This is a genomic window from Nostoc sp. (assembly GCF_036917465.1).
Taxonomy (GTDB): Bacteria; Cyanobacteriota; Cyanobacteriia; order Cyanobacteriales; family Nostocaceae; genus Nostoc.
Window position 1 is genome coordinate 34,721 of sequence record NZ_JBALDL010000065.1, and the last position, 24,496, is coordinate 59,216.

Here is a 24,496-nt window from a genome sequence, read left to right on the forward strand (position 1 = left end):
TGACAAAATTATCCTTCACGTCTGACGGGCAGAGTAGCAGGCTGGACTCCTAGTTGGACAGTTTGCCCATTGCGTTCTACTTCTATTGGTAAGGTAGTACCGATTTTGCTGTTTTCGACTAGCTTTTGTACTTGATCGATTTTAGTAACAGGCTGGTTATTAATGCTTTTAATCACATCACCGACTCGTAATCCAGCCACAGAAGCAGGCGATCGCGGCACAATCTCAACTAGTAAAACGCCGTCATCTGCTGTAATATTTAAGCGATCGCCTGCTTTATTTTTTATTCTTTCTTTAATTTCTGGTGTCAGTGTCACCATCTGCACACCCAAATAAGGATGATCCACCTTGCCTGTAGCAATTAATTGCTGGGCAATTTTTTGCACCGTGTTGATGGGGATAGCAAATCCCAAACCTTGAGCGCCGCGGATAATAGCTGTGTTCATTGCAATTACCTGTCCACGAGTATTAAGCAATGGCCCACCAGAATTACCAGGGTTAATTGCAGCATCCGTTTGAATGTAATCAACCCGCTTGTCACTAGCACCAATATCAGTACTAGAACGCCCTGTGGCACTAATAATTCCAGAAGTGACGGTATTATTCAAGCCTAAAGGGTTGCCAATCGCTATTACTGCCTCTCCTGGTTGCAAAGCATCAGAGTTACCTACAGCTAGGGTTGGCAGATTATTAGCGTTAATTTTAATCGTAGCTACATCAGTTACCGGATCTTCACCCAAAACTTTGCCATCAAAAGTTCGGCCATCTTTGAGTGTGACAGTCACGGTATCAGCACCATCTACCACATGAGAATTGGTCACAATTTGACCAGAAGAATTAATGATAAATCCAGAGCCGCTACCCCGCTCTACTCGTTGTCTAGGTTGTGACGCACCATCTCCAAAAAACCGCCGGAAAAATGGATCGTTAAATTCGTCTGGTACGCGAGAAGTTATTGTTCGGGAAGAATCAATGCGAACTACCGCAGGCCCCACTTGTTGTACTACTTTTACCACAAAATTAGGATCTCCAGACGATGAAATAATTGGCGGGGGGACAAGTACTGGGTTGGTTTCTGTTGTCTGTTGAGCTTGAGTCTCACTTTGGCGAGTCTCAAAAGTCCTAGCAGGTAGAAGAGAGCAGCTTCCCAGCAACACCACTGTTACCCCATACAAGAGTATCCACAACCTCTTGGGCAAGCGCCTGCTATCAAGATTGTTGGGTGCTAAATCATGGTTTGTTGTCTTCATGTGTCGTTGCTTCTCCGTGTCAGTCAGTGGATGTTAGGATCTTGCCTACCGGGTATGTCCCAAAATGATTACAACTTAAAAGCTTATTCTAGGTCTAGTGTGTGTCAATGCTAAATTGATGTTTTCTCTTCTATTGTGACAATTAGCAGCAAAGGTGGTGGATAATGGAAATTCCCATAGAAAGTCTGTGGAGTCAGGTACTAGAGCGCCTACAGCTTGAGTTATCCCGGCCTACCTTTGAAACTTGGATAAAAACTGCTAGCGCGGAGCGATTAGAAAATAATTGCTTGGTTATTCGCACTCCTAACCCATTTGCTCGTAATTGGTTACAAAAGTATTACATCAATACCATTGCTCATGTAGTACAAGATATTCTTGGTCATCCTGTAGGAATTTACATTACTGTTGCTCAAGGTGATGAAGTTTCTCATTTTAGTGAACGAGAGGTTTCTTGGGAATCACCAAATCCTAGCAGTATTCCTAAAGCTGTTTCTCATCATAATCATAAAACTACCGAATTAAACTCTAAATATCTGTTTTCACGATTTGTAGTTGGTGCTAACAATCGGATGGCTCACGCGGCTTCTTTGGCAGTTGCAGAATCTCCCGGTAAAGAGTTTAATCCTTTATTTTTATGCGGTGGAGTTGGTTTAGGTAAAACTCATCTGATGCAAGCTATTGGTCATTATCGCTGGGAAATTTCGCCTAATTGTAAAATATTTTATGTTTCTACTGAGCAGTTTACTAATGATTTAATTACAGCAATCCGTAAGGATAGTATGCAAACTTTTCGAGATCATTATCGAGCAGCTGATGTTTTATTAGTTGATGATATTCAGTTTCTGGAAGGTAAGGAATACACCCAAGAAGAATTTTTTTATACTTTTAATACTTTACACGAAGCTGGTAAACAAGTTGTGATTGCTTCCGATCGTCCTCCTAACCAGATTCCGAGTTTGCAAGAACGTCTTTGTTCTCGCTTTTCTATGGGGTTAATTGCAGATATCCAAAAGCCGGATTTAGAAACGAGGATGGCAATTTTGCAGAAAAAAGCTGAGGATGAAAATATTACTCTTCCCCGCGATGTGATTGAATATATTGCTTCTAACTATACTTCTAATATTCGAGAATTAGAAGGAGCTTTAATTCGGGCGGTGGCTTATATTTCTATTTGGGGCTTACCGATGACGGTGGAAAATATCACCCCAGTTTTAGAACCACCCAACGAAAAAATGGCAGCTACCCCAGAAGCTATTTTAAAGGTTGTAGCAGATAATTTTGATGTTTCTATAGATGACCTCAAAAGTAATTCACGACGGAGAGAGATTAGCTGGGCGCGTCAAATAGGGATGTATCTTATGCGGCAACACACATCTCTGAGTTTGCCGAGAATTGGGGAGGAGTTTGGTGGTAAAGACCATACAACGGTAATCTATAGTTGCGATAAAATTACTCAACTCCACCAGAGCGATCGCACTTTAGCACAAACTATCCGCCAACTGAGCGATCGCATCAATCTAACTAGCCGTTCTCAAAAACCATCCTGAAGATGTCTTTTAAGTTTTCCACAACCTGCGCTGCGATCGCTAGCTTTAATGGCTAAATAATTAGTCGAAAATATTAAGTAAGGTATAAAATTTGATTAAATCTAACTTAGATTGTGCAAAAATCTAACTTTTTGTAGATAAATCCGTGGATAACTTAATATTTTGCTGATAAAACTTAATTAAGTATAATTACTTTGTAGAAGAACTTATGTACTTTTCCACAAGTTTTCCACAAGGGAAACTTGCTTAATATGATATCCCATCGAACACAAATTCCTCCCCTACGTATCTTTTCTCCAAATCAAACCGGATTCCCATATAGCAGTACTATCTGATTTGTGAAAATTCGCGGTGTCCAGATCCCCGACTTCTCCAAGAAGTCGGGGATCTAACTTTTCACGAATGATTTAAGATTCCTATAGTTACATTTAGAGCTTATGATTCTGTAATTATTCGATTTCCCAGTAAAAATTTATAATCTCTAGGTAGGATTCAAAAAATCGCTAAAAAACTTTATCGCGCAGAGCGCCAGAGAAATAAAGAAGGGTAAAGAAGAAAGAGCAGAGTGCTAAAGGGTAAGAGTGTAAAGAGCTACTAAGTCCTGCCACGAACCAACACAACCCGAAAACCCACGTCGTAGCTCCTGCGCCCACGCCCGCGACAGTCGCGAAACGCCGAGCGGCAATCACAGGGATCGGCATCCCATGAACCACCACGCAGTAGCCGCTTATCATCATCAGTCACCCAAGCGCTACCATCGTTTGGCGCTTTATTATAATTTTCGTGCCATGTATCTTGACACCATTGCCATATATTACCATGCATATCAAATAAACCAAAGGGATTTGGTGGAAATTTTCCCACATCTGTTGTTTGCTTACGATATTCACCCTTTGTCCCAGAATTATAGGTGTAGTTACCGTTATAATTTGCTAAATCAGTTGTAATCATCTCACCAAAATAAAATGGGGTAGTCGTTCCTGCACGACAGGCATATTCCCACTCTGCCTCACTAGGCAAGCGATAAATTTTCCCAGTCTTGTTAGACAATCTGGCACAAAACTCAATTGCATCATCCCAAGAAACACGCTCAACAGGTTGATTAGCACCTTTGAAACGCGAAGGATCGGGAGCTAAATCAATATTTACCTTTTTCAGCGCAGCTACAATAGCCCATTGCCTTTGTGTAACTGGAAATTTCCCCATGAGAAAGGGTTGAAGGGTGACAGTATGCTGTGGACTTTCCGAATCTAGTCTTTTTGGCTCATTCTCTGGCGAACCCATCAAGAATTGACTACCAGGAATTGCAATCATTTCCAGAACTACGTCATTACCCAAATTTTCTGAGAAAAACTCGGCTCGTTTGCGACTCCGATTACTCCGATTGATTTCCCAGATTTTTCTCAAGCCAAGCAATCCTGATTTTAAAACTATGGTGGCGGTGTCGAACTCAAACGGCTGAGTTTGAATACCTGGGGGAGATAGGGGTTGAGAAACAGTTGTATCTAGTTGTTTCTGTAATTCTGCTTGCCGTTTTTGATATTCGGTTCTTTCTTGCTCTTGGCGTATTTTTTCTAGTTCATCCTGCTGGCGCTCATATTCTGCTCTTTCTCCCTCCTGACGTAATTTTTCTACTTGCCGTTTTTGATACTCTAATTCTTGTTCTTTTTCTAAACGAACTACATCATCATCCTTAAGCCCATAGTGTTGTTGTAATTTCTTTAATTCATTTTTAGCTTTTTCATCCAATGGATATCCATGTTGCTCTACAAAACCTAGTAAGAATTGCCTGTATTTATCTATATTTTTCTTATATATGCCGTAAGGCTCTAATGCTTTCTCTCGCATTACCCTAGCTTCTGAGTCTGTTAATTTTAACTTTTCCTGTAAATCTTTCAATATTTCCGATTCCACCAGAGAAATCTCGCCATCAGACGCAAATTCTTCAGCTTTCAGACGATATTCAACTATAGCGGCTTCCCTATTTGCATTTGCCCATTTCTGTTGACGCTCTTTGATTAATTGTTCAGCAGCAAACTTAATTCCCTCAGCTATATTTGTGAAGGCATCATCTTGATTATTCCAAGACTTAACAGGTTGGGCATTTTTGGGTAGAGCTTGTAGTTTAGCAAATGGTGCTGATTGCCAAGAAACGTTTCGCAGAATAATTGGAATAACGCAAGCCTCTCCAACTTCGTGGCGTTCTATTGCTTTGGTAACTTCAACATCCCAGCAGTATTTAGAATATATAAAGTCTGAACTGACGAGTAATAAGATGATATCGGCTGTGTTCAAATTTTCATTAATCTGTTGATCCCATTCTCTTCCAGGTGGTATTTTGCGATCGTGCCAGGTTGAAATTACACCTTGCCGTTCCAACATAGTCAGGTGTTTAGCTAGTTCATCCTTTAGAGGTTCGTCGTTGTGAGAGTAGGAACAGAATACTTTGAGCGACACCAACGATACCTCTTGCGTCTTTAGGAGTAGGATAAATTTGGCTTTTCACAAATTATAGTATGTTTGCCTACTACACCGGGCGACTGGAAGCATGGGTGTCAAGTTAACGTGAAACCTTTGTAAAAACTGAATATTGAGTTCACTCACTACTCCTTACGATCCGCGTTACCCCACCCTAACCCTCCCCTTATAAAGCTACGGTGTACACACAAGTCTGTACAAACCAAAAATCGTTGGAGATCCCCCTAAATCCCCCTTAATAAGGGGGACTTTAAGAGACTTTTGCCCCCCTTTTTAAGGGGGACTTTAAGAGACTTTTGCCCCCCTTAATAAGGGGGGTTGGGGGGATCAAAAGCCTATGAAGCAACTCTAGAAGATTTGTGTATACACGGTAGCCTTATAAAGGGGAGGGAACCAGATTTCTTGTTTCCCCCCTTTATAAGGGGGGATTAAGGGGGGTAAAACGGCTGTGGGACAAAGCTTTAAGCTTAAGTTGACACCAGTGGCGGATGCCGTGTCCCTACAATTTGGATATTTTTTTAATTGGAAGTCTCTAACTTTCGATCGCAGCCGATGCCCCATTTGTAGATCCATTTACAGAAGAAACCTTAACAGAATTGGTTGCTAAAGAATTGGTAAGTTTGGAATTACTTGATGTGCCTTGCTTCTTCTTAGTATTACCTCGTCGCGCACCACCCGCCATCTCGTATTCCTGGCTGGTTTTACCGTAACGGCTGGCAACTCCTAGTAACATTTTTTCTGACATTGTTATTACAATCTGTTCTGCACTCTTCACATCATCTGTGAGTTTGTCAATGGAAGATAAAGCAGTGTTGTAGGCAGCAAGCTTAGATCGTAGATCGTTAATTGTTGCATTGTAAGCTTGTATAGTCAGTCCCTCACCAAAGTCTAGTTGTACACTGATAGATTGTAAACTTTCAATGCGGCGATCGGCTTTTTCTAAAACGTTAGAATTTCTTTTACGACGTGCCATCATTCATCTCTCTCTGTAAAGTAATAGTACTGTTTTATACAAAAAATCCTTTACTTGTCATCAGAAAATATAACAAAATCAGTTGCGTAGGCGTAGCCTATCGTAGAGATCGCATCTCTAAACCTATAGTTAATTTCACTTAAATTATTTTGAAATTTAAGTAATAAATAAACCTATAAAATTATTGCGATAATTGCTGCACTGATTTAAGTGTTTCTTATACATAGAGGCTTAATTGTTGCAAAGTATGAATGATTAGCAGCAATTGCTTATATATTTGCAAGAAATACTTAAGCGTTTCTTATACATAGAAGCTTGATTGTTGGCAAGTATGAATGATTAGCAGCAATTGCTTATATGTTTGCAAAAAATACTTAAGCGTTTCTTATAGATAAAGCAACATTAGGTGCAATCGTTTAAGTTTTTACAAGTCTGAAGCGTAAGAGCGATCGCCTATTAACAATAAGGATGTTACCATATCCTTCACTAGCTGAATCTGACTTATGAAATTAGTTTGCTCGCAAAGCGATCTCAGTACAAACCTCTCACTCGTCAGTCGTGCAGTACCTTCACGACCAACTCATCCAGTACTAGCCAATGTGCTGTTACAAGCGGATGCCGAAACTAACCAAGTCAGCTTAACAGCCTTCGATCTCAGCTTGGGAATCCGTACCAGCTTTAACGCAGATGTATGGCAAAGTGGTGCGATCGCACTTCCTGCTAAGTTACTTGTAGATATCACCTCTCGTCTTGCAGAAGGCGAAATCACTCTCGACGATGAATCAGCCCTCATCGGTGCAACATCCAGTGGAGAAGGTATAATAGTCACACTTACACCCAAGAGTGGACATTACCAAGTCCGAGCAATGGGGCCGGAAGAATTTCCCGAACTACCTGTAATTGAAAATACCGAAGTAATCCATCTCACCACCGCCGCATTAATTGAGGGATTACGGGGTTCATTATTTGCTACGAGTGGTGATGAAACCAAGCAAGTACTGACGGGAGTCCATTTAACAGTTAAACAAGATACCCTAGAATTTGCAGCTACCGATGGACATCGCCTCGCAGTGGTAGAAACTAGTAACGAACGTCCTTTAGGTGGAACTAGTCAACTAGAGGTGACAGTACCAGCGAGAGCATTACGCGAACTCCAACGAATGCTAGCTCATAGCGCCTCATCAGATGAATCTGTAGCTTTATATTTCGATCAAGGTCAAGTTGTGTTTGCATGGCAAAATCAACGCCTGACTAGTCGCACATTAGAAGGGCAATATCCTGCTTATCGACAATTAATCCCGCGCCAATTTGAACGACAAGTGACAATTGAACGGCGACAATTTGTCAGCACTTTAGAACGAATTGCGGTGCTAGCCGATCAAAAAAATAATATTGTCAAGGTCAGTATTGATAGCGAAGCTCAAGAAATTACCTTATCTTGCGAAGCTCAAGATGTGGGCAGTGGTAGAGAGTCAATGCCAGCACAAATTTCTGGAGAAAATATTGAAATTGCTTTTAACATTAAATATTTGATGGAAGGTTTGAAAGAGTTACCATCTTCCGAAATTCAAATGCATTTGAATCAAAGCCTAACTCCAGTGATTTTTACACCATTGGGTGGTTTAAAAATGACCTATTTAGCTATGCCTGTGCAACTTAGAAGTTAAAAAAATGGTTTGAAGGAAGCAGAGGAAAGGGCAGAAGTCAGTTTCCTCCTGCCTCCTGCTCTCTGCATTTTTCGATAAACTTAAAAAATCCTTTACCTTTGGGTTAAGATTTGAGCCTACCTAAACCTCTTTAAAAAGGAGGAAATTAGCTATAAGAGGCGAAGTCTTACTCACCCATTGAGTCTCTATCTATGATGTTCAATATCGTAAATGGCACGCTTAGTTGCTTTGAGTGCAGCATCAATATGCTGAAGAGAGCGATGTTGTAAGCCACGTGTAGATCGATTATCTTCCTCACGCTTCACATCAGAATGCACTTTGTTCAATATTTCCTCTGCCTTGTGTAACCGTCCAGGATGATTATTGGGGACATCGATATTTGGATGATTGTTGATATCTTTGCCATCATCAAGAGATGCCTTCTTAATGTCGTTAATAGTGTAATCTATCTGGCGAATAGCAACATCTTCCTGGCCACTAACAGCAGCATCGCCTGGGCGATGTTCCAGCAGCCAGCGTGCAGTACGTAAATCAGTGAGCGCGTGTAGATAATAAGGATGCTTTCCTGGCAAGTCAGCATACGCAGATCCTGAAGTCGTCAATAGACTGTTACCTAGAACTACTGCTACTAGCCCCGTGAAGATACTAATCGAACGAATTTGATGCTTAATCATATTTGTGAATGAGTCAATCAAAGAAGTCTACATTATTTAGACTTCCTGGTTCCACAAAAGGTTTAATTATATTTACGTCAATGCTGTGTAGTTAATATGTCAATCTTCTGCCTCCTGCCCTCTGCCTTTTTTTGTAAGTAAGTGGGTCAAATTAAATATAAAACCTCACCTTGCCTCCGGCTTCCCTCTGCTTAGTAAGGCTACGGTGTATACACAAGTTATCGAATCACTACCAGTCCTTGAATTACCCCACCCTAACCCTCCCCTTAGAAAGGGGAGGGAAAGAAATTCTCTTGTTTCCCACCTTTCCAAGGGGGGTAATTAGACTTGTGTGTACACCGTAGCCTTACTAAGGAGAGGGATTGAGGGTGAGGTTCTTATATTTAATTACGCCTACCTACTTAACAGATTGGAAAGCAACAGCCGCAGCAAGGTTTTATTTCTACGATTTAGTGATTTGTTTAATGGGGATTTCAATCCAAAATTCTGTACCTAACCCTGGCTGAGAATCACATTTAAACACACCACCATGTTTATCTACGACAATCTGGTAACTAATTGATAACCCCAAGCCAGTGCCTTTTCCCACTGGTTTAGTAGTGAAAAAGGGGTCGCAGATTCTTGCCTTTAGGGTTTCGGGTATTCCTGTGCCATTGTCCGCAATGCGAATAACTATGCTTTTAACATTCCCTTCCATCTCTGCGATCGCAGTGCGGATGGTAATCTGACTGCTATGAGGTTTTGATGTAGACACTTTATAATCTTCTAGAGCATCGATCGCATTGCTTAAAACATTCATAAATACCTGATTCAGTGGCCCGGCATAGCACTCTACTAAGGGAAGCTGACTGTATTCTTTGACTAATTTAATAGCCGGACTTTCCGGTTTTGCTTTCAAGCGATGCTGCAAAATTAGTAAGGTGCTATCAATGCCCTCATGAATATCAACCGGCTTCATTTCTGCCTCATCAAGGCGGGAGAAATTTCGTAAACCCAAGACTATCTGCCGGATGCGATCGATGCCAATTTTCATGGAAGATAGAGTTTTGGGCAAATCCTCGATCAGGAATTCTAAGTCTATCTCGAAAGCGCGATCGCTAATCTCAGGGCTAGGGTTAGGACAATTTTGCAAATAGAGGTCTAGTATACTAAGTAAATCTTGGGCGTAATCATTGACATGATTGATGTTGCCATAAATGAAGTTGACGGGATTATTAATTTCGTGAGCAACACCAGCTACGAGTTGGCCTAATGAGGACATTTTCTCAGTTTGGATCAGTTGGGTTTGAGTTTGCTGTAAATCATGCAAAGCTTGAGCCAGTTTTTGTGTCTGTTCTTTGGTCTGATTATGCAATTGGGCTTGTTGAAGTGCAACTCCAAGCTGATTAGCAATTTGAGTAATAAACTTAATTTCCGAGGCTTCCCAATGACGGGGTGCAGAGTTCTGATAAGCTGCTAGTAAGCCCCATAGCTGCTGACCAATAAATATAGGTGCGATCGCATAAGCCCTTGCTTGAATTTGCTCTAGAGCTGCAACGTGACATTGAGAATGTCCAACTTGATAAATATCATTAACTGCAAAGGTTTCGTTATGACGATATCGCCCACCTTGGGTTTCTTGCAAATAGCTATCTTGCCAAACTGTCTTAGTGTCAGAACCTACTAGCTTTAACCAGCCATCACCCACAAACTCGGCAATATATTCACCACTCCAATCAGCCTGGAAACGGTAAACTGCAACTCGATCGGCTTGGAGTGATTTACAGATTTCTTGGGTGGTTGTCTGAAAAATTGCATCTAGATCGAGAGATTCCCTAACTTTTGCCACAACTTCAAACAATACCCGTTGTTGTTCTGCTGCTTGTTGCAAATCTAACGTCTGTTCTCGTGTCTGAGTGAGTAATTCAGCTTGCTGGAGTGCTACTCCCATTTGGGCAGCAATCTGACTGAGAAAGTTGACTTCAGAGGCTTTCCATTGTCGGGGGCCAGTATGTTGATAAGTTGCCAGTAAACCCCAAAGTTTTTGCCCAACAAAGATTGGCGCAAGCACAAAAGCATGAATTTGAAACTGCTCTAGATTGTCGATATGACACTGAGCAAATCCCATTTTGTAGATGTCATCGACTGCAAATGTTTCATTGTTGCGGTAGCGTCCTCCCTGTGTATCTTGTAAGTAGGTGTCATTCCAAATTGTATTAATACCTAATTCGGACTCATTCGACCAGTATGGACTAGCAGCCTCGAAATCACCGACAAATTGACCACCCCAATTAGAATCGAAACGATAAACGGAAACGCGATCAGCTTTGATTAATTGACAAACTTCTTTAGTTGTGGTTTGAAAAATAGTATCTGTGTCCAGCGATTCTCGAATCTCGGCAATAACTTTAAACACAGCCTGTTGTTGTTCAGATGTGCGTTGTAACTCAACTGTGCGTCTTTTAACTTGTTTTTCTAAGTTTTCATTGAAGACTTGTACTTGTTGCTGTAGTTCATATTGCTGAACTGCGGAAGCAAAGTGTTTACCGAGGTTTCTAGCCAGTTCAATCTCTTCAACCGTCCATTTTTGAGCTTGTGCTTTTTTAGATTCGCGCCAAACCTCAAAGGATCGCCGGGGGTACAGTTGTCTGCGATCGCTCTCATACTGTCCCGCCCATAAAGTCTCTGTATCTACTTCGTTGCGGAAAATACTTAAGTAGCCCAGCAAGTGCTGACGATACAAGAGTGGAATTATCAATATGCTACGAATTTTAGTTGGTTGAAAAGCAACTTGTAAACTTCGCAAGTCAGGGGTATTGTATATATCTGAAATCGCCCAAACATCGTAGTTACTAGACTTATAGTGTTCTTGCCAGATACTATACTGCTCTATGAGCGGATATATAGTTTGTTCTGGCATCACAGGTTGCTGTCCACAGATATAAAGCTTGATACAAGTATTTCCTGGTATTAAGCATTCTGTTAAGGTAGTGACGTTGCCATTATGGAAATCAAAAGCTTCATTTCTAATGCAAAGCCTGCCACCAACACCATTGAAGGCTGCAACAGCCGCTTCTAGGGCTGGTTGTAATACAATTGTGGGTAGTGAATGCAGCAGAGTAGCAATGTGATTTATAATAGTTTCCCGTTCGGCTGTTTTGCGGACTTGAGTCAGGAGAGAACTTTGAGCGATCGCTACTGAGAGTTGATCTACCACCATTTGTAATGCTTCTAGTTCATATTCTGAAATCAAACGCGCTTGGGAATTATGAGACACCAGTAGTCCCCAGAGTTGATCTTGATAGAGAATCGGCGCTATTACAGAAGACTTTACCCCCATTGCCTTCAAATATTCAATATGGCAGGAATCTACAGAGCGGTAACGGATTTCCTCTGATATAGTTTCTCCATTGTCCAAGTCACGCAGGTGAATTTGACCAATTTCTTCAGTATCAACATTTACAACAGAACGCACCCGTGATTTAATAAATAGCTCACGGGCGCTGAGTGGAATATCGTCCGCCGGGAAATTCAGCCCCAATAATGACGGCAAACCATTGTTGTAAATCGACTCAGCAATTACCTGGCCACTGCCATCGGCATGAAATTTGTAAATCATCACTCGGTCAGTTTGTAATAGCGATCGCACTTCTGCCGTTGTTGCTGTGATAATTTCTTCTAACTCTAAGCTTCGTCGGATACGGTTTGTAATCCGGCGTAGTAAACTTTCTTCATGGCGATATAAAGATAATTCTTGTTCAGGGTTGGAGGTCATTGCTTATAGCAAAATCAATTAATAATTTGCAAAATGGCATAATTAAATCTAAAGCCATTTTGAAATTTATTTAATCAATTTGTCTTCAGTAAAACTACGGGCAAATCATTAATAAAAATATTTATTTACCTTTGATAAATTTTCATCAAAACATCACAAAAACAGACGCTAAAAAGTTGCGTCTGTAGTAGCTACAAGAAAATATTCTTGCTTTTAAGTTTTGAGTTATTCTCGAAAATTGCCGTAGCAACAAACTTAAACTCTTATATTGTCAGTAAAGCGGATTTTCAGATAATCATCTTCCATCTTTGCGCCTCCTGGTTGTAGTGCTGCTAAGGCTTGTGGTAAAACTAAGTTACGACGATGGTTGCCGATCGTAATGCTTAATTCGTCTCCATTCTTACTTAGTTGAACTTGGCTTTTCGGAATACCAGGTAAATAAAGTTCTAAGCTGTATTGGTTTTGCTCTTGTACGACTCTCATGGTCGTTTCTTTATAATAAACCTGAGTTGGATCTTCATCTTTGTAGAGGGTTTCCTTCAGGCGTTCTAATGCAGCTAATCCACACATTTCTTCAGAAAAAAGTGGAACTTCCTTAACAGGTAGAGGGTGGAAATTATCATGAATTTCCTGGCGATATTGCTCCTGACTTTCTTTCCAACGTTGGAAAAATGGGTCTTCGACTTCGCGGGGAATAATTCGATTAGCTACAACTAAATCTGTTGCAACATTATACAAACTCAGATAAGCATGGGCCCGCAGAGACTCTTTAATCACCATCTTTTCGGGATTAGTAACTAGACGCACAGAGGTTTGAGTATTGTCTGTTAATACTTTTTCCAGAGCCTCAATTTGTTCATAAAATTCATAAGGGGCATCCATCACCTCTTTATCTGGTAACGAAAAACCAGCAATTGGTCTAAAAAAAGGTTCAACTAGAGGGCGAAGTGCCACCGATATGTTTTGAAATGGTTTGTAAAAACGGCGCATATACCAGCCACCGACTTCAGGTAGACTCAGTAAGCGCAATGCAGTGCCGGTGGGGGCTGAGTCGATAATTAAAACATCAAACTCGCCTTCATCGTAATGGCGTTTCATCCTTACCAAGCCAAAAATCTCATCCATGCCTGGTAAAATTGCCAATTCTTCCGCCTGTACGCCGTCTAAACCCCTCGCCTGTAAAACTTGGGTAATGTAACGTTTTACAGCACCCCAATTTCCCTCTAGTTCTTGTAACGCATCCAATTCTGCACCCCACAGATTTGGGCGAATTTTTTGGGGTGCGTGTCCCAGCTCGAGATCAAAACTGTCTGCTAGGGAATGAGCCGGATCTGTACTTAAAACCAATGTCTGATAGCCTAGTTCCGCACAACGGAGTCCAGTTGCAGCAGCAACGGAAGTTTTCCCCACGCCGCCTTTACCGGTCATTAAAATTACACGCATAGATGCTTTTATCCTGCCTGAGAATTTTTTACATTTATTTACATTATCGACTGTTTCAGGAAAATAAATGTTGTGTTTAGGTATGAACAGTGTCTAATTCTAGGGCGCGATCGCGACAAAGCTATTGCCCTGTGGGATAAATTATTTTATAAGGGATTTCCAAGGAATAAATTATTCCAAAAAACGAACCACAGAGACAAGGCAGCGCAGTCTTGGGGGTTTCCCCCATGAGCGACTGCCGCGCAGAGAACACAGAGGGAGGAGAGATTAAGAGGATTTTTGCGTCAGTTTTGGAATATTTTTTTATTTGGAAGTTTCTAAGAGACTTGCAAATAAAAAATACTCAACTACTTTTTGTGGGGTGGGCAATATGCCACTGGTGTCAACTTAAGCTCAAAGCTTTGTCCCACAGCCGTTTTACCCCCCTTAATCCCCCCTTATAAAGGGGGGAAACAGGAAATCCGGCTCCCTCCCCAATATATCGGGGAGGGTTAGGGTGGGGTAACGCGGATCGTAATGAGTAGTGAGTGAACTCAATATTCAGTTTTTACAAGTGTTTCACGTCAACTTGACACCTATGGCAAGATGCCCAACCCACAAGATTGGGTAATTTATTTGTTGGAAGTCCCTAACTTTGCGTTTAAACTTCAATCGCCGTCTCTTTTTCCTCACCTTTTGGCTGTGAACTCAGCCGATCCAAAATCTCTAAAACCTCTTGTTCAAAAGCAACTTGGGCGCGATTAGTTTTGCCACCAACATATAAGCGATCGCCTTTTTGCAATGCCCAGATTTGCGAATGAGAAAAGTAACTCATCACCACACCCAGCATTAGTAAGCCAAATCCTGAGTAAACAATTGGTATGCCTGGATCGGCTTTAATTTGTAAGCCAGTGCTACCAACAACATCCAAAATTTTCAACTTCACACCATTGACTTGGGTAGACATCCCAGCACGCACAGTATCAACGAGTTTGCCTGTGACATCATAAATTAATACCATCCCTTGCAAGTCTTTGGCTAGCAAAGAGACACCCTCACTCAAATCTGGTTTAGTCGGAACCCACGTTCCCCAAATGCGCCCGTTACCCTTAGTGTCCAATTGCGCCATTGGTAGCTGAAAAATCGGGCTGTTGTTAAATTGGACGCGAACACCTGCGATTCCCCAATCAGTTTGGTAGAAGGTTATGCCACGATAGTGCAGAGGCTCGTTGACAAAAATCTTCTTGCGATCTATTTCCTCTCCCTGCTGATTTAAGACAGACATATCGGAATAAAATTGATCGATGCCACCAGATGGAGTGTAGTCAATCCAAAAACGATTGACGCGCACAGACCAATCTTTAGAGACTTGGGCGGCTATTGGGCCAGCATCTACAATATTTGTCACTTGAAATGTATCGCCACTAGCAACCATTTCCTGGGCCATAAACCCAGTCATCGTCCCCCAAATTCCCCCTAGCAGAATAGCGATGATGCCAATATGAACGATAATTGGGCCGATACGTCCGACTATTCCCTTACGAGCGTAAAGAATATTATCTTTTTCTGAATCAGGAAAAATTTTATAGCGGCGTTTCTGTAATATTTCGCTGAGGGAATTCAGGGAACCATTATCTAGTTCTGCACTTAAAGCTAATTTTTGAAATTGCCGTGGTTCTTCGTAATATTTCCAGCGCTGGGCAGCTTTTAAGGCTGGTAACTGACGGGTAAAAGAACAAGCAGTTAAGCTAGTGCCAAATAAGATGAGTAATGCTAGAAACCACCAAGTACGATATACATGGTCTAACCCAACTACTTGAATTACCTTCCAAGTTAGGAAGCCAAATAAAGCGGGATGTTCTGGGTAGTTGCTCTGATAAAATGCGGGTGACTGACCTTGCTCGATTACAGTACCGGTGGAGCTAAAGATTGCAATCAATAGCAGTAGTGCGATCGCTAATCGTAAATCGGTCAGTACGGGCAAAAGCTCTTGCCGTAAGAACTGCCCAGGTATTGCCCACCATTTTAATTCTTTGGATGCGGAATCTTCTAAAGTCATTAGGTGTAAAATTTAACAAAAGTATTGATATTAAAAACTGCTGAGGGGAATCCGAGAAATTAAGGAAAACACACCGAATCCTACCAACAGCGCCCCGCTAACTGGGTTAATCCAACCAGACCAGCGACGCAATTCTAGTAATCTTTTAATTGAAGCTGTAAAAGTACCTGCCAAAATTAATGGTGCTACATACCCGGCTGTGTAAGAAAGTAGTAAAACAGCGCCTAAAATTAAGTCTTGTGTATTGGCAATCCAACCGAGTAAGCTGGCTAAAACAGGCGTGCTACAAGGAGATGCCACTAAGCCAAAAGTCAGCCCCAGCAAATAAGAACGCAATCCTGCTGGTAAATCTTGCGAAATCCAATTCGTTTCGCCCAAGGATGGAAATTGCAGAGGTAGTGCTTCTAGTAAGTTCAGCCCCATAAGAATGGCGATAATGCTGACAATAATTGGTAAACCAATTCCCACTTGACCGTAGACTTTGCCCACAAAAGCTGCTACGATACCCATTCCTGCTAATGTAGTTGCTAATCCTAAAGCAAACCAAGTTGATTGGGCAGCTGCTTGCAAGCGGTTTTTGGCTTCATAACCACCGATGTAACCAATAGTAATAGGCAGCATCGAAAGCATACACGGTGTAAGACTGGTGAGCAAGCCAGCCGCAAAGATGATAGCAACGCTCACCACGCTCAGGTGTGTCAGTTGGTTAGAAACGAGGCTGTTGGCAAATTGTTCTAACTGGTAAATTTGGGTTTGCAGGTTATCAAACATGGGGAGTTAATGAGCGGGAAATGCTTACTCTGCTTGAATTGTAGCTTATTTTTGTCTGTAGAGTCAGCAGAAGTGATTATCCAAAGCTGATATTATCTAAATTTCATCTGTCCAAGGAAATGTATCTAAAATACAATTAAGCTCGAATTACCTCGGAAGAAGCACGGCTGGAGCATTTAGCATGATGATTGCATTACCCGGATTTAAAATTGTTACTTTGTTAAAAGCAGGGGTAAAAGCAGTCATATACCGTGGAATTAAGGTTGAAGACCAGCGTCCGGTAATTATTAAAGGGTTGCGTCCAGAACAGTGTACACCCAATAATATCGAACAATTCAAACATGAGTATGCGATCGCTCAAAGGTTAAATATCGCCGCCGCAGTCAAAATTTACGCCTTAGAGATGCATCAGGGAATCCCTTATTTAATCATGGAGGATTTTCAGGCGCGATCGCTCGACGAGTTGCTAGACCAATTTCAACAGCCTATTTCGTTTCTCAAGATTGCTATTGAAATCACCAGCAAACTCGCACAAATTCACACTTATCACATTGTCCACAAAGATATTAAGCCACAAAATATCTTAGTTAATCTCGAAACTAATCAGGTTAAAATTGCCGATTTTGGAATTGCTGCCTTTATTCCATATCAGCAGCAAATAGTTAGCAGTTCTAGCCGCATTGAGGGCAGTCTACCATATATATCACCGGAGCAAACCGGGCGAATGAATCGAGGAATTGACCATCGCAGCGATTTGTATTCACTAGGAATTACCTTTTATGAAATGCTCACAGGTGAGCTACCATTTCAAGGTCAAGACCCCTTAGAGTGGGTGCATTGTCATATTGCCCAATCTCCGCCGTCTCTGAAAAAGCTTAACTCTGATATTCCCCAAATTCTCTGTGACATCATTATAAAATTGCTGTCTAAGGTTGCAGAACAGAGATATCAGAGTACTTTAGGTTTGCAATTTGATCTGGAACAGTGTTTAAAACAATTGGAGACAACCGGAGAAATTCAATCCTTTGTTTTGGGTAAGCGAGATATCTCAGAACGCTTCCAAATTCCTCAAAAATTGTATGGACGAGAACAAGAGATTACCAAACTTCTCAAAGCATTCGAGCGAGTTGTTACCCAAGGAAAACCAGAAATCGTCCTCGTCTCTGGCTATGCTGGAGTTGGAAAATCTTTTCTTGTGAAGGAGATTCACAAACCTATTGTCAAAGCACGTGGCGTTTTTATATGTGGTAAATTCGATCAGTATAAGCGAGATATTCCTTACTCCACAATTGTTCAAGCTTTTAAAACACTTGTTAGACAAATTTTAACGCAGCCTGAAGAACAACTTGCCAATTGGAAAAAACGAATACAAGCAGCTTTAGGAAACAATGGTAAATTAATCGCAGATGTAATTCCAGAAGTTGAATTAATTGTTGGAGAACAGCCACATATACCAGAATTAGGGCCTGTAGAATCTCAAAACAGATTTAATTTAGTGTTTCAGAATTTTATCAGCGTCTTTGCTCAAAAAGAGCATCCACTCACTGTTTTTTTGGATGATATGCAGTGGGCAGATAGCGCTACTTTAAATTTAATTCAAACTGTAATCACTGGGTCTAGCATCCAGTACCTCTGCTTCATTTTAGCCTATCGAGATAATGAAGTAGATGTTGTGCATCCCTTTAGTTTGATGATAGAGAAGGTTCATCAGTATGGAGAAATAATAACTGAAATTATCCTGAATCCGTTAAATATTATTTATATAAGTCAGCTGATTGCTGATACCTTGCATAGTTCAGCAGAACGAGTAGAAGCTCTGGCTAAATTGATTATTCAAAAAACTGACGGAAATCCTTTTTTTGTCAATGAGTTTCTGAAAACACTGCATCAAGAAAACCTGTTAAACTTTAACTCGCAACATCAATTTTGGCAATGGGATCTAGCTCAGATTAAAGCCCAAGGTATTACAGATAATATTGTTAATTTGATGGTTGGACGGATGCAAAAACTACCATTCGCAACTCAACAGGTGCTTAAATTAGCTTCATGCATTGGTAATCGGTTTGATTTAGAAGTTTTAGCAGTAGTTAGCGAACAATCTATTGAAGAAACAGCTAATGCCCTTGTTGAAGCAATTTTAAGAGGATTAATTATCCCTATAGAGTCAGATGAAAGTACCCATAAAAATTATCGCTTTTATCACGACCGAGTTCAACAAGCTGCTTATGCCTTAATTGCCGAGGAATTAAAGTCAGCAGTCCACCTGACGATTGGAAGACTTTTGCTGAAAAATGCTAGTTCTGAACAAATAAACGAGCAAATTTTTGATTTAGTCAATCAACTCAATCTGGCAGTGAATCTAATTATTGAACAGGCAGAAAAAGACCAACTATTGCAATTGAATTTAATCGCTGGTAAGAAGGCAAAAGTATCTACAGCCTACACCCCTGCTAAAATATTTTTTAGGGTTGCTATGAATCTTTTAGCTGAGAATGCCTGGACTGAAAAATATGAACAAACATTTACTTTATTTAAAGAACTAGCTGAGTGTGAATTTTTAACAGGAAATTTAGAACAAGCAGAATATTTATTTGAATTACTATTGCTCAAAATAGAATCTCATGTAGATAAATCTAACATTTACATGCTGCAAATTCGACTCTACCAAGTTGCAGGTAGGTATGAAGAGGCGTTCAGGTTGGGGTTAGAAGCCTTAAAACTTTTTGGGGTGATATTCCCTGATACAAATGAAGAAGTGCAAGCTGCGATCGCAATTGAAAAAAATCAGATATTAATAAATTTGGGTAATAGACAAATATCCGATTTAATTGATGCTCAAGTTATTCAAGACTCCAATATTAAAACAGTAATTAGTCTGTTGACAACTTTGGGGCCACCTACTTATCTCGGTAGACCAGAAATCTTCCCTTTAGTCGTACTTAAAGCAGTTAACTACTCGCTTAAATTTGGTAATACAGAAGATTCTTGTTTTGCTTACAGCATGTTTGCCATGTTGTTAGTTTCCATATTCCATGATATTCCTACAGGTTACGCATTTTCTGAGATGACAATTCAATTAAATGAAAAGTTGCAGGACTTGAAACTTAGAGGAGTTGTTTTGCACATTCATGGAAGTCATATTAACGTTTGGCGTAACCATATTTCTACTGATATTCCTTTTTTAGAACGGGGATTTATCGGCTGTGTGGAAGCAGGTGATGTGACGATGGCAAACTACAATGCTTATCAAGGAGCGTGGCAAATTATTCAGTTAGGCTATCCACTTACAGAAACATACAAATCTTTAGAAAAATACATCGCATTCGCTCGCCAGTCTAAACATGAGGCTGTCTATCAGACAATCAGATTACAGCAAATGCTACTGATGAATCTGCGCGGATTAACTCATCACAATCTGACTTTAAGTGATGATAACTTTGATGAATCACACGCTTTATCTATTATTACAGATGCAGGTTTTGTCAGTGGAATTATTTTTTATCACATTATTAAATTAATTATCTTTTTTACCTATAGGCAGTATATAGAAGCGCTAAATTGTGCATTAAAGTTATCCACCTTTCCAGTTGAAACACTGGCATTACCCATTGAAACAGATTATGTTTTATATTACTCATTGACTCTAACGGCTCTTTATCCAACAGTATCTTGTCAAGAACAAGAAGATTTTTTGCAAATCCTAGCATCCCATCAGCAGAAATTACAATACTGGGCTGAACACTGCCCTGAAAACTTCTCACACAAGTCTTTATTAGTAGCTGCTGAAATAGCTCGAATTCAAGGTCGAGATTTGGAATCAATGCGTCTATATGAGCAATCAATCGCTTCAGCCCGTGAACAGGGATTTGTGCAATATGAAGCTTTAGCTAATGAGCTAGTTGCTAAATTTTACTTTGAGCGAGAGTTTGCGTTAATTGCCAAAACCTATTTACAAGAAGCTAAAAATGGATATCTGCGCTGGGAGGCATCTGCTAAAGTTAAGCACCTCGAAGAATCCTATCCTCAGTTATTGCCACAACAACAGCTTATTTCTAATGGAACATTTATTACCACAGGCGAGCATTTAGACTTTTTATCAGTAGTCAAAGCCTCTCAAAGCATATCGAGTGAAATTGTTTTTTCGCAGTTGTTGAAGACATTAATGCAAATTGTCATCGAGCAAGCAGGGGGAGAAATTGGTTACTTATTGCTTGAACACGAGCAAAATCTGGTTATTGAAGTAGAAGCTAAAGTTAATTCCCAGGCTGAAAAACTCAATGTTTCTCAACCCATATTTGAAAGCGAGATTTCACAACTTATTCCGCAATCAATACTGAATTATGTTCAAAGAACTCAAGAAACAGTGATTTTGCATAATGCAACTGAGCAAAATTTGTTTTCGGAAGATGAGTATGTAATCCAAAAACAACCTAAATCTGTACTTTGTTTAGCGATCGCACGCCAGTCGAAATTACTTGGTATTCTATACTTAGAAAATAATCTTATCCCCAGTGCTTTTACGCAGGAAAAACTTTCTGTACTGAAGATTTTGACAGTTCAAATTGCTATTTCTCTAGAAAATGCTCGTCTTTATCAAGGTTTAGAGAACAGCCAAGAACAACTAAACTTGGCGTTGAAGTCTGGCAAAATCGGTATTTGGAGTTGGGATATCGCAAATAATCTTTTTGACTGGGATGAGCAGATTTATCAACTATTTGGGTTAACACCTGAAACTTTTGGTGGCACTGCTGAAGCAATTTTAGCTCGTCTGCATCCAGATGATAGCCCATTACTCGCTCAATCGTTGAGCCGAGCCATTAACGAAGGCGTAGAGCATGATTTAGAATATCGAATTATTCGAGATGACAGCAGTATTCGCTACCTAGCCTGTCGAGGAAAAGCCTTTTTCAACGAAGCAGGTAAAGCGACACACATGAGTGGCGTTGTACTTGATATCACCGAGCGCAAACAAGCTGAAGCCGAACGTATCCAGCTAATTCAAGAGCAAACCGCCCGTCTAGAAGCAGAAGCCGATCGGCAACGAGCAGCGTTTTTGGCTCAAGTCAGTGCAACCCTCGCAGCTTCCCTCAATTATGAAAGCACGCTAGCAAGTGTGGCAAACCTGGCTGTGCCTTATTTCGCCGATTGGTGCAGCGTCGATTTGCTACAAGACAACCAATCAATTAATCGGGTAGCAGTTGCCCACCGAGATCCAGAGAAAGTTAAACTTGGTTGGCAACTTCATCATTATTATCCTAGAAAGTTGGATGAACCTCATGGTGTGCCGAAAGTACTGCGTACAGGAATTCCTGAAATGGTAACTGAAATTTCAGATGCACTTCTAGCAGCAGGCATTCCAGATGCAGAACATCTAAGAATCATACGTGAAATTGGTTTAAAGTCCTGTATAATTCTTCCCTTGATAGCACGGGAAAAAATTTTTGGGGCAATTTCCTTTTTTACATCGGAATCAGAACGTCGTTACAGCCCGGCTGACTTGTTACTAGCTGAAGATGTTGCCCATCGAGCAGCGATCGCCATCGATAATGCCCGCCTTTACCAAGAAGCGCAGCAAGCCCAAAAGACGGCAGAGCAAGCCTTAGAGCGCATTGCCCGTCTCCAATCGATCACAGCTGCCCTTTCCGAATCGCTGACACCAGCCCAAGTATCTGAGGTCATTGTAGAGCAGAGTATGGCTGCCTTGGGAGCTAGTTCTGCCCTCGTCGCCTTACTAAATGAAAATAAAACTGAACTAGAAATTGTGCGGACTGTTGGCTATAACCAAGATTTGGTAGACGCTTGGCGGCATTTTCCCATTGATTCACCTTCTCCTTTAGCCGAAGTTGTGCGGACTGGACAACCTGCTTGGGCTGAATCGAAACAAAATAGAATAGCTCGTTACCCTCACCTAGCTGAAGCTTACACCCAATATGACATTGATGCCTGGATTTCTATTCCCTTGATGGTGGAGGGTTCGGCAGTTGGAGGTATAACTTTAGGATTTACCCAACTTCAACTACTTAGTGGAGAAGATCAAGCGTTTATCTTGGCTGTTGCTCAACAATGCGCCCAAGCGATCGCTCGCGCCCACCTTTACGAAGCCGAACAAACGGCGCGAAATGCTGCTGAATCAGCAAACCGCATCAAAGATGAATTTTTAGCCGTCCTCTCCCATGAATTGAGAACACCACTCAACCCAATTCTGGGATGGGCAAAACTGATGCGGAGTCGCAAACTTGATCAAGCAACAAGCGATCGCGCCCTGGAAACCATTGAGCGCAATGCCAAGTTACAAACCCAATTAATTGAAGATTTACTTGATGTCTCCCGTATCCTTCAGGGTAAACTTAACCTCAACTTCGGGCGGATTAATTTGATATCAGTTATTGAAGCTGCGATCGAGACAGTGCGTTTATCAGCACAGGCCAAATCCATCGAGATTCAGACAATTCTTGAATCTGGTGTGGGGCTAGTTTTAGGTGATGCCAATCGATTGCAACAAGTCATTTGGAATATTCTTTCCAATGCGATTAAGTTTACCCCTAGTGAGGGACAGGTAAAAATTAAATTAGAGCAGGTTGGCTCACAGGTACAAATCTGCGTAACTGATACAGGGAAAGGAATTGCACCTGAGTTCTTACCTTATGTCTTTGATTATTTCCGTCAAGCGGATGGAGCCACAACTCGAAAATTTGGCGGTTTAGGTTTAGGATTAGCGATCGTCCGACATCTTGTAGAACTTCATGGGGGAACTGTGCAAGCAGAAAGCCTGGGCGAAGAACAAGGAGCAACTTTCACTGTTAAACTTCCATGTTTACAGAATGAAAGTAAAGCAATCAAAGATGAAAGAAATAACTCCTCACTTGTGGAAGATCAGTCTTTACCCTTGTCTGGCTTAAAGATTCTCGTAGTGGATGATGATGCAGATATGCGAGAATTTTTACCTTTTATGCTAGAGCAATATGGGGCAACTGTGACAACTGTAGCCTCAGCCATTGAAGCTTTAACTATACTGAGTCAATTTCAGCCAAATTTGCTCATTAGCGATATTGGGATGCCAGAAATGGATGGCTATATGCTGATGCGACAGATTAGGAGCCTGAAACCAGAGCAAGGCGGGACAATTCCGGCGATCGCTTTAACTGCTTATGCTGGCGAGATGGATTATCAGCAAGCGATCGCAGTTGGATTTCAACAGCATATTTCCAAACCTGTAGATCCAGAAGAATTGGTAAAGGCGATCGAAGCATTAATTAAAAGTTTGTAGTCAGCGCCTCCAGCCCCAAGACGGTTCTGTTAAAGTTAAAACCCTTTGTTATAGTGGTTCTCGACAAGCGTGAGCTAGAGTTTTAACCTCTCTCCTAAGAGGAATTACCCCCCTTAATCCCCCCTTATAAATGGGGGAAACAAGATTTCCGGTTCCCTCCCCTTTATAAAGTACTCTGGATTTGGCATGGAGAAGGCAAGCTAAACGGGAAACAAGATTTCCGGTTCCTTCCCCTTTACAAGGCTAGCGTGTACACACAAATCGGAGTTACTTTGATATCCGGGTTTTACCCCCCTTAATCCCCCCGATGTATTGGGGGGAAACAAAAAAATCTAGTTCCCTCCCCTTAGAAAGGCTACGGTGTACACACATCTTTGTACAAACCCAAAATCCCCCGATAAATTGGGGGATTTTAAGAGACTTTTGCCCCCCAATTTATCGGGGGGTTGGGGGGATCAAAAGCCTATGAGGCCACTTTCAAAGACTTGTGTGTACACCGTAGCCCCTTAGAAAGGGGAGGGTTAGGGTGGGGTAAAACCGTGATTTATCAACTACTTCAGACTTGTGTGTACACCGTAGCCGAAGAGGAGAGAGGCTTTGAATTTTTCCCTCTTCCCCTTGTGTAAGGCATACA

The 24,496-nt window shown here is 41.2% G+C and carries 11 protein-coding genes; 3 read left to right on the forward strand and 8 right to left on the reverse strand.

The genetic code is table 11. The annotated features are described in order from the left end of the window. Window positions 1–8: 8 nt before the first annotated feature. The gene (locus V7K38_RS14325) at window positions 9–1,250 is read right to left on the reverse strand and encodes an HhoA/HhoB/HtrA family serine endopeptidase (protein WP_334858709.1); all 1,242 of its coding nucleotides are present in this window, start codon (window positions 1,248–1,250) and stop codon (window positions 9–11) included. Between the two features lie 164 nt (window positions 1,251–1,414). Here V7K38_RS14325 and dnaA point away from each other — a divergent pair, with 164 nt between their 5' ends. Next, window positions 1,415–2,797 carry a chromosomal replication initiator protein DnaA gene (gene dnaA, locus V7K38_RS14330; protein WP_334858711.1) on the forward strand — a complete coding sequence of 461 codons (1,383 nt, stop codon included), beginning with the start codon at window positions 1,415–1,417 and terminating at the stop codon, window positions 2,795–2,797. Between the two features lie 594 nt (window positions 2,798–3,391). On the opposite strand, the gene V7K38_RS14335 is transcribed toward dnaA, so the two are convergent. Both V7K38_RS14335 and V7K38_RS14340 read right to left on the reverse strand, forming a co-directional pair. Further along, window positions 3,392–5,254, reverse strand: a complete 1,863-nt coding sequence (locus tag V7K38_RS14335; protein WP_334858713.1) for an SUMF1/EgtB/PvdO family nonheme iron enzyme — start codon at window positions 5,252–5,254, stop codon at window positions 3,392–3,394. 553 nt (window positions 5,255–5,807) lie between these two features. Further along, window positions 5,808–6,251, reverse strand: a complete 444-nt coding sequence (locus V7K38_RS14340) for a hypothetical protein (protein ID WP_334858714.1) — start codon at window positions 6,249–6,251, stop codon at window positions 5,808–5,810. 500 nt (window positions 6,252–6,751) lie between these two features. Here V7K38_RS14340 and dnaN point away from each other — a divergent pair, with 500 nt between their 5' ends. After that, window positions 6,752–7,915: a DNA polymerase III subunit beta gene (gene dnaN / locus V7K38_RS14345; RefSeq protein ID WP_334858716.1), complete on the forward strand. Its 1,164-nt coding sequence runs from the start codon at window positions 6,752–6,754 to the stop codon at window positions 7,913–7,915. Between the two features lie 185 nt (window positions 7,916–8,100). On the opposite strand, the gene V7K38_RS14350 is transcribed toward dnaN, so the two are convergent. The 5 genes from V7K38_RS14350 to V7K38_RS14370 all read right to left on the reverse strand — a co-directional run bounded on the left by V7K38_RS14350 (window position 8,101) and on the right by V7K38_RS14370 (window position 16,595). Then, window positions 8,101–8,589, reverse strand: coding sequence for a hypothetical protein (locus tag V7K38_RS14350; RefSeq protein ID WP_334858717.1), 489 nt, complete (start codon window positions 8,587–8,589; stop codon window positions 8,101–8,103). Between the two features lie 442 nt (window positions 8,590–9,031). Beyond that, a complete protein-coding gene (locus V7K38_RS14355; protein ID WP_334858718.1) occupies window positions 9,032–12,343 on the reverse strand; it encodes a GAF domain-containing protein in 3,312 nt (1,103 codons plus the stop codon). Between the two features lie 255 nt (window positions 12,344–12,598). Then, window positions 12,599–13,786, reverse strand: coding sequence for a TRC40/GET3/ArsA family transport-energizing ATPase (locus V7K38_RS14360; RefSeq protein ID WP_334858720.1), 1,188 nt, complete (start codon window positions 13,784–13,786; stop codon window positions 12,599–12,601). A 640-nt stretch (window positions 13,787–14,426) separates the two neighbouring features. Continuing rightward, complete coding sequence (locus V7K38_RS14365) at window positions 14,427–15,824, reverse strand: cytochrome c biogenesis protein (protein ID WP_334858721.1); 1,398 nt, start codon at window positions 15,822–15,824, stop codon at window positions 14,427–14,429. Between the two features lie 30 nt (window positions 15,825–15,854). Next, complete coding sequence (locus tag V7K38_RS14370) at window positions 15,855–16,595, reverse strand: cytochrome c biogenesis protein CcdA (protein ID WP_334858722.1); 741 nt, start codon at window positions 16,593–16,595, stop codon at window positions 15,855–15,857. A gap of 181 nt (window positions 16,596–16,776) precedes the next feature. Between V7K38_RS14370 and V7K38_RS14375 the strand changes: the two genes are divergently transcribed. Beyond that, window positions 16,777–23,862: an AAA family ATPase gene (locus V7K38_RS14375; RefSeq protein WP_334858723.1), complete on the forward strand. Its 7,086-nt coding sequence runs from the start codon at window positions 16,777–16,779 to the stop codon at window positions 23,860–23,862. The last annotated feature ends 634 nt before the right edge of the window (window positions 23,863–24,496 follow it).

What these genes read in the sequence shown, in the direction of transcription:
- V7K38_RS14360 (WP_334858720.1), bottom strand. Translation starts at nt 13,786, where the DNA reads ATGCGTGTAATTTTAATGACCGGTAAAGGCGGCGTGGGGAAAACTTCC.
- V7K38_RS14350 (WP_334858717.1), bottom strand. Translation starts at nt 8,589, where the DNA reads ATGATTAAGCATCAAATTCGTTCGATTAGTATCTTCACGGGGCTAGTA.
- dnaA (WP_334858711.1), top strand. Translation starts at nt 1,415, where the DNA reads ATGGAAATTCCCATAGAAAGTCTGTGGAGTCAGGTACTAGAGCGCCTA.
- V7K38_RS14325 (WP_334858709.1), bottom strand. Translation starts at nt 1,250, where the DNA reads ATGAAGACAACAAACCATGATTTAGCACCCAACAATCTTGATAGCAGG.
- V7K38_RS14370 (WP_334858722.1), bottom strand. Translation starts at nt 16,595, where the DNA reads ATGTTTGATAACCTGCAAACCCAAATTTACCAGTTAGAACAATTTGCC.
- V7K38_RS14340 (WP_334858714.1), bottom strand. Translation starts at nt 6,251, where the DNA reads ATGATGGCACGTCGTAAAAGAAATTCTAACGTTTTAGAAAAAGCCGAT.
- V7K38_RS14355 (WP_334858718.1), bottom strand. Translation starts at nt 12,343, where the DNA reads ATGACCTCCAACCCTGAACAAGAATTATCTTTATATCGCCATGAAGAA.
- V7K38_RS14375 (WP_334858723.1), top strand. Translation starts at nt 16,777, where the DNA reads ATGATGATTGCATTACCCGGATTTAAAATTGTTACTTTGTTAAAAGCA.
- dnaN (WP_334858716.1), top strand. Translation starts at nt 6,752, where the DNA reads ATGAAATTAGTTTGCTCGCAAAGCGATCTCAGTACAAACCTCTCACTC.
- V7K38_RS14365 (WP_334858721.1), bottom strand. Translation starts at nt 15,824, where the DNA reads ATGACTTTAGAAGATTCCGCATCCAAAGAATTAAAATGGTGGGCAATA.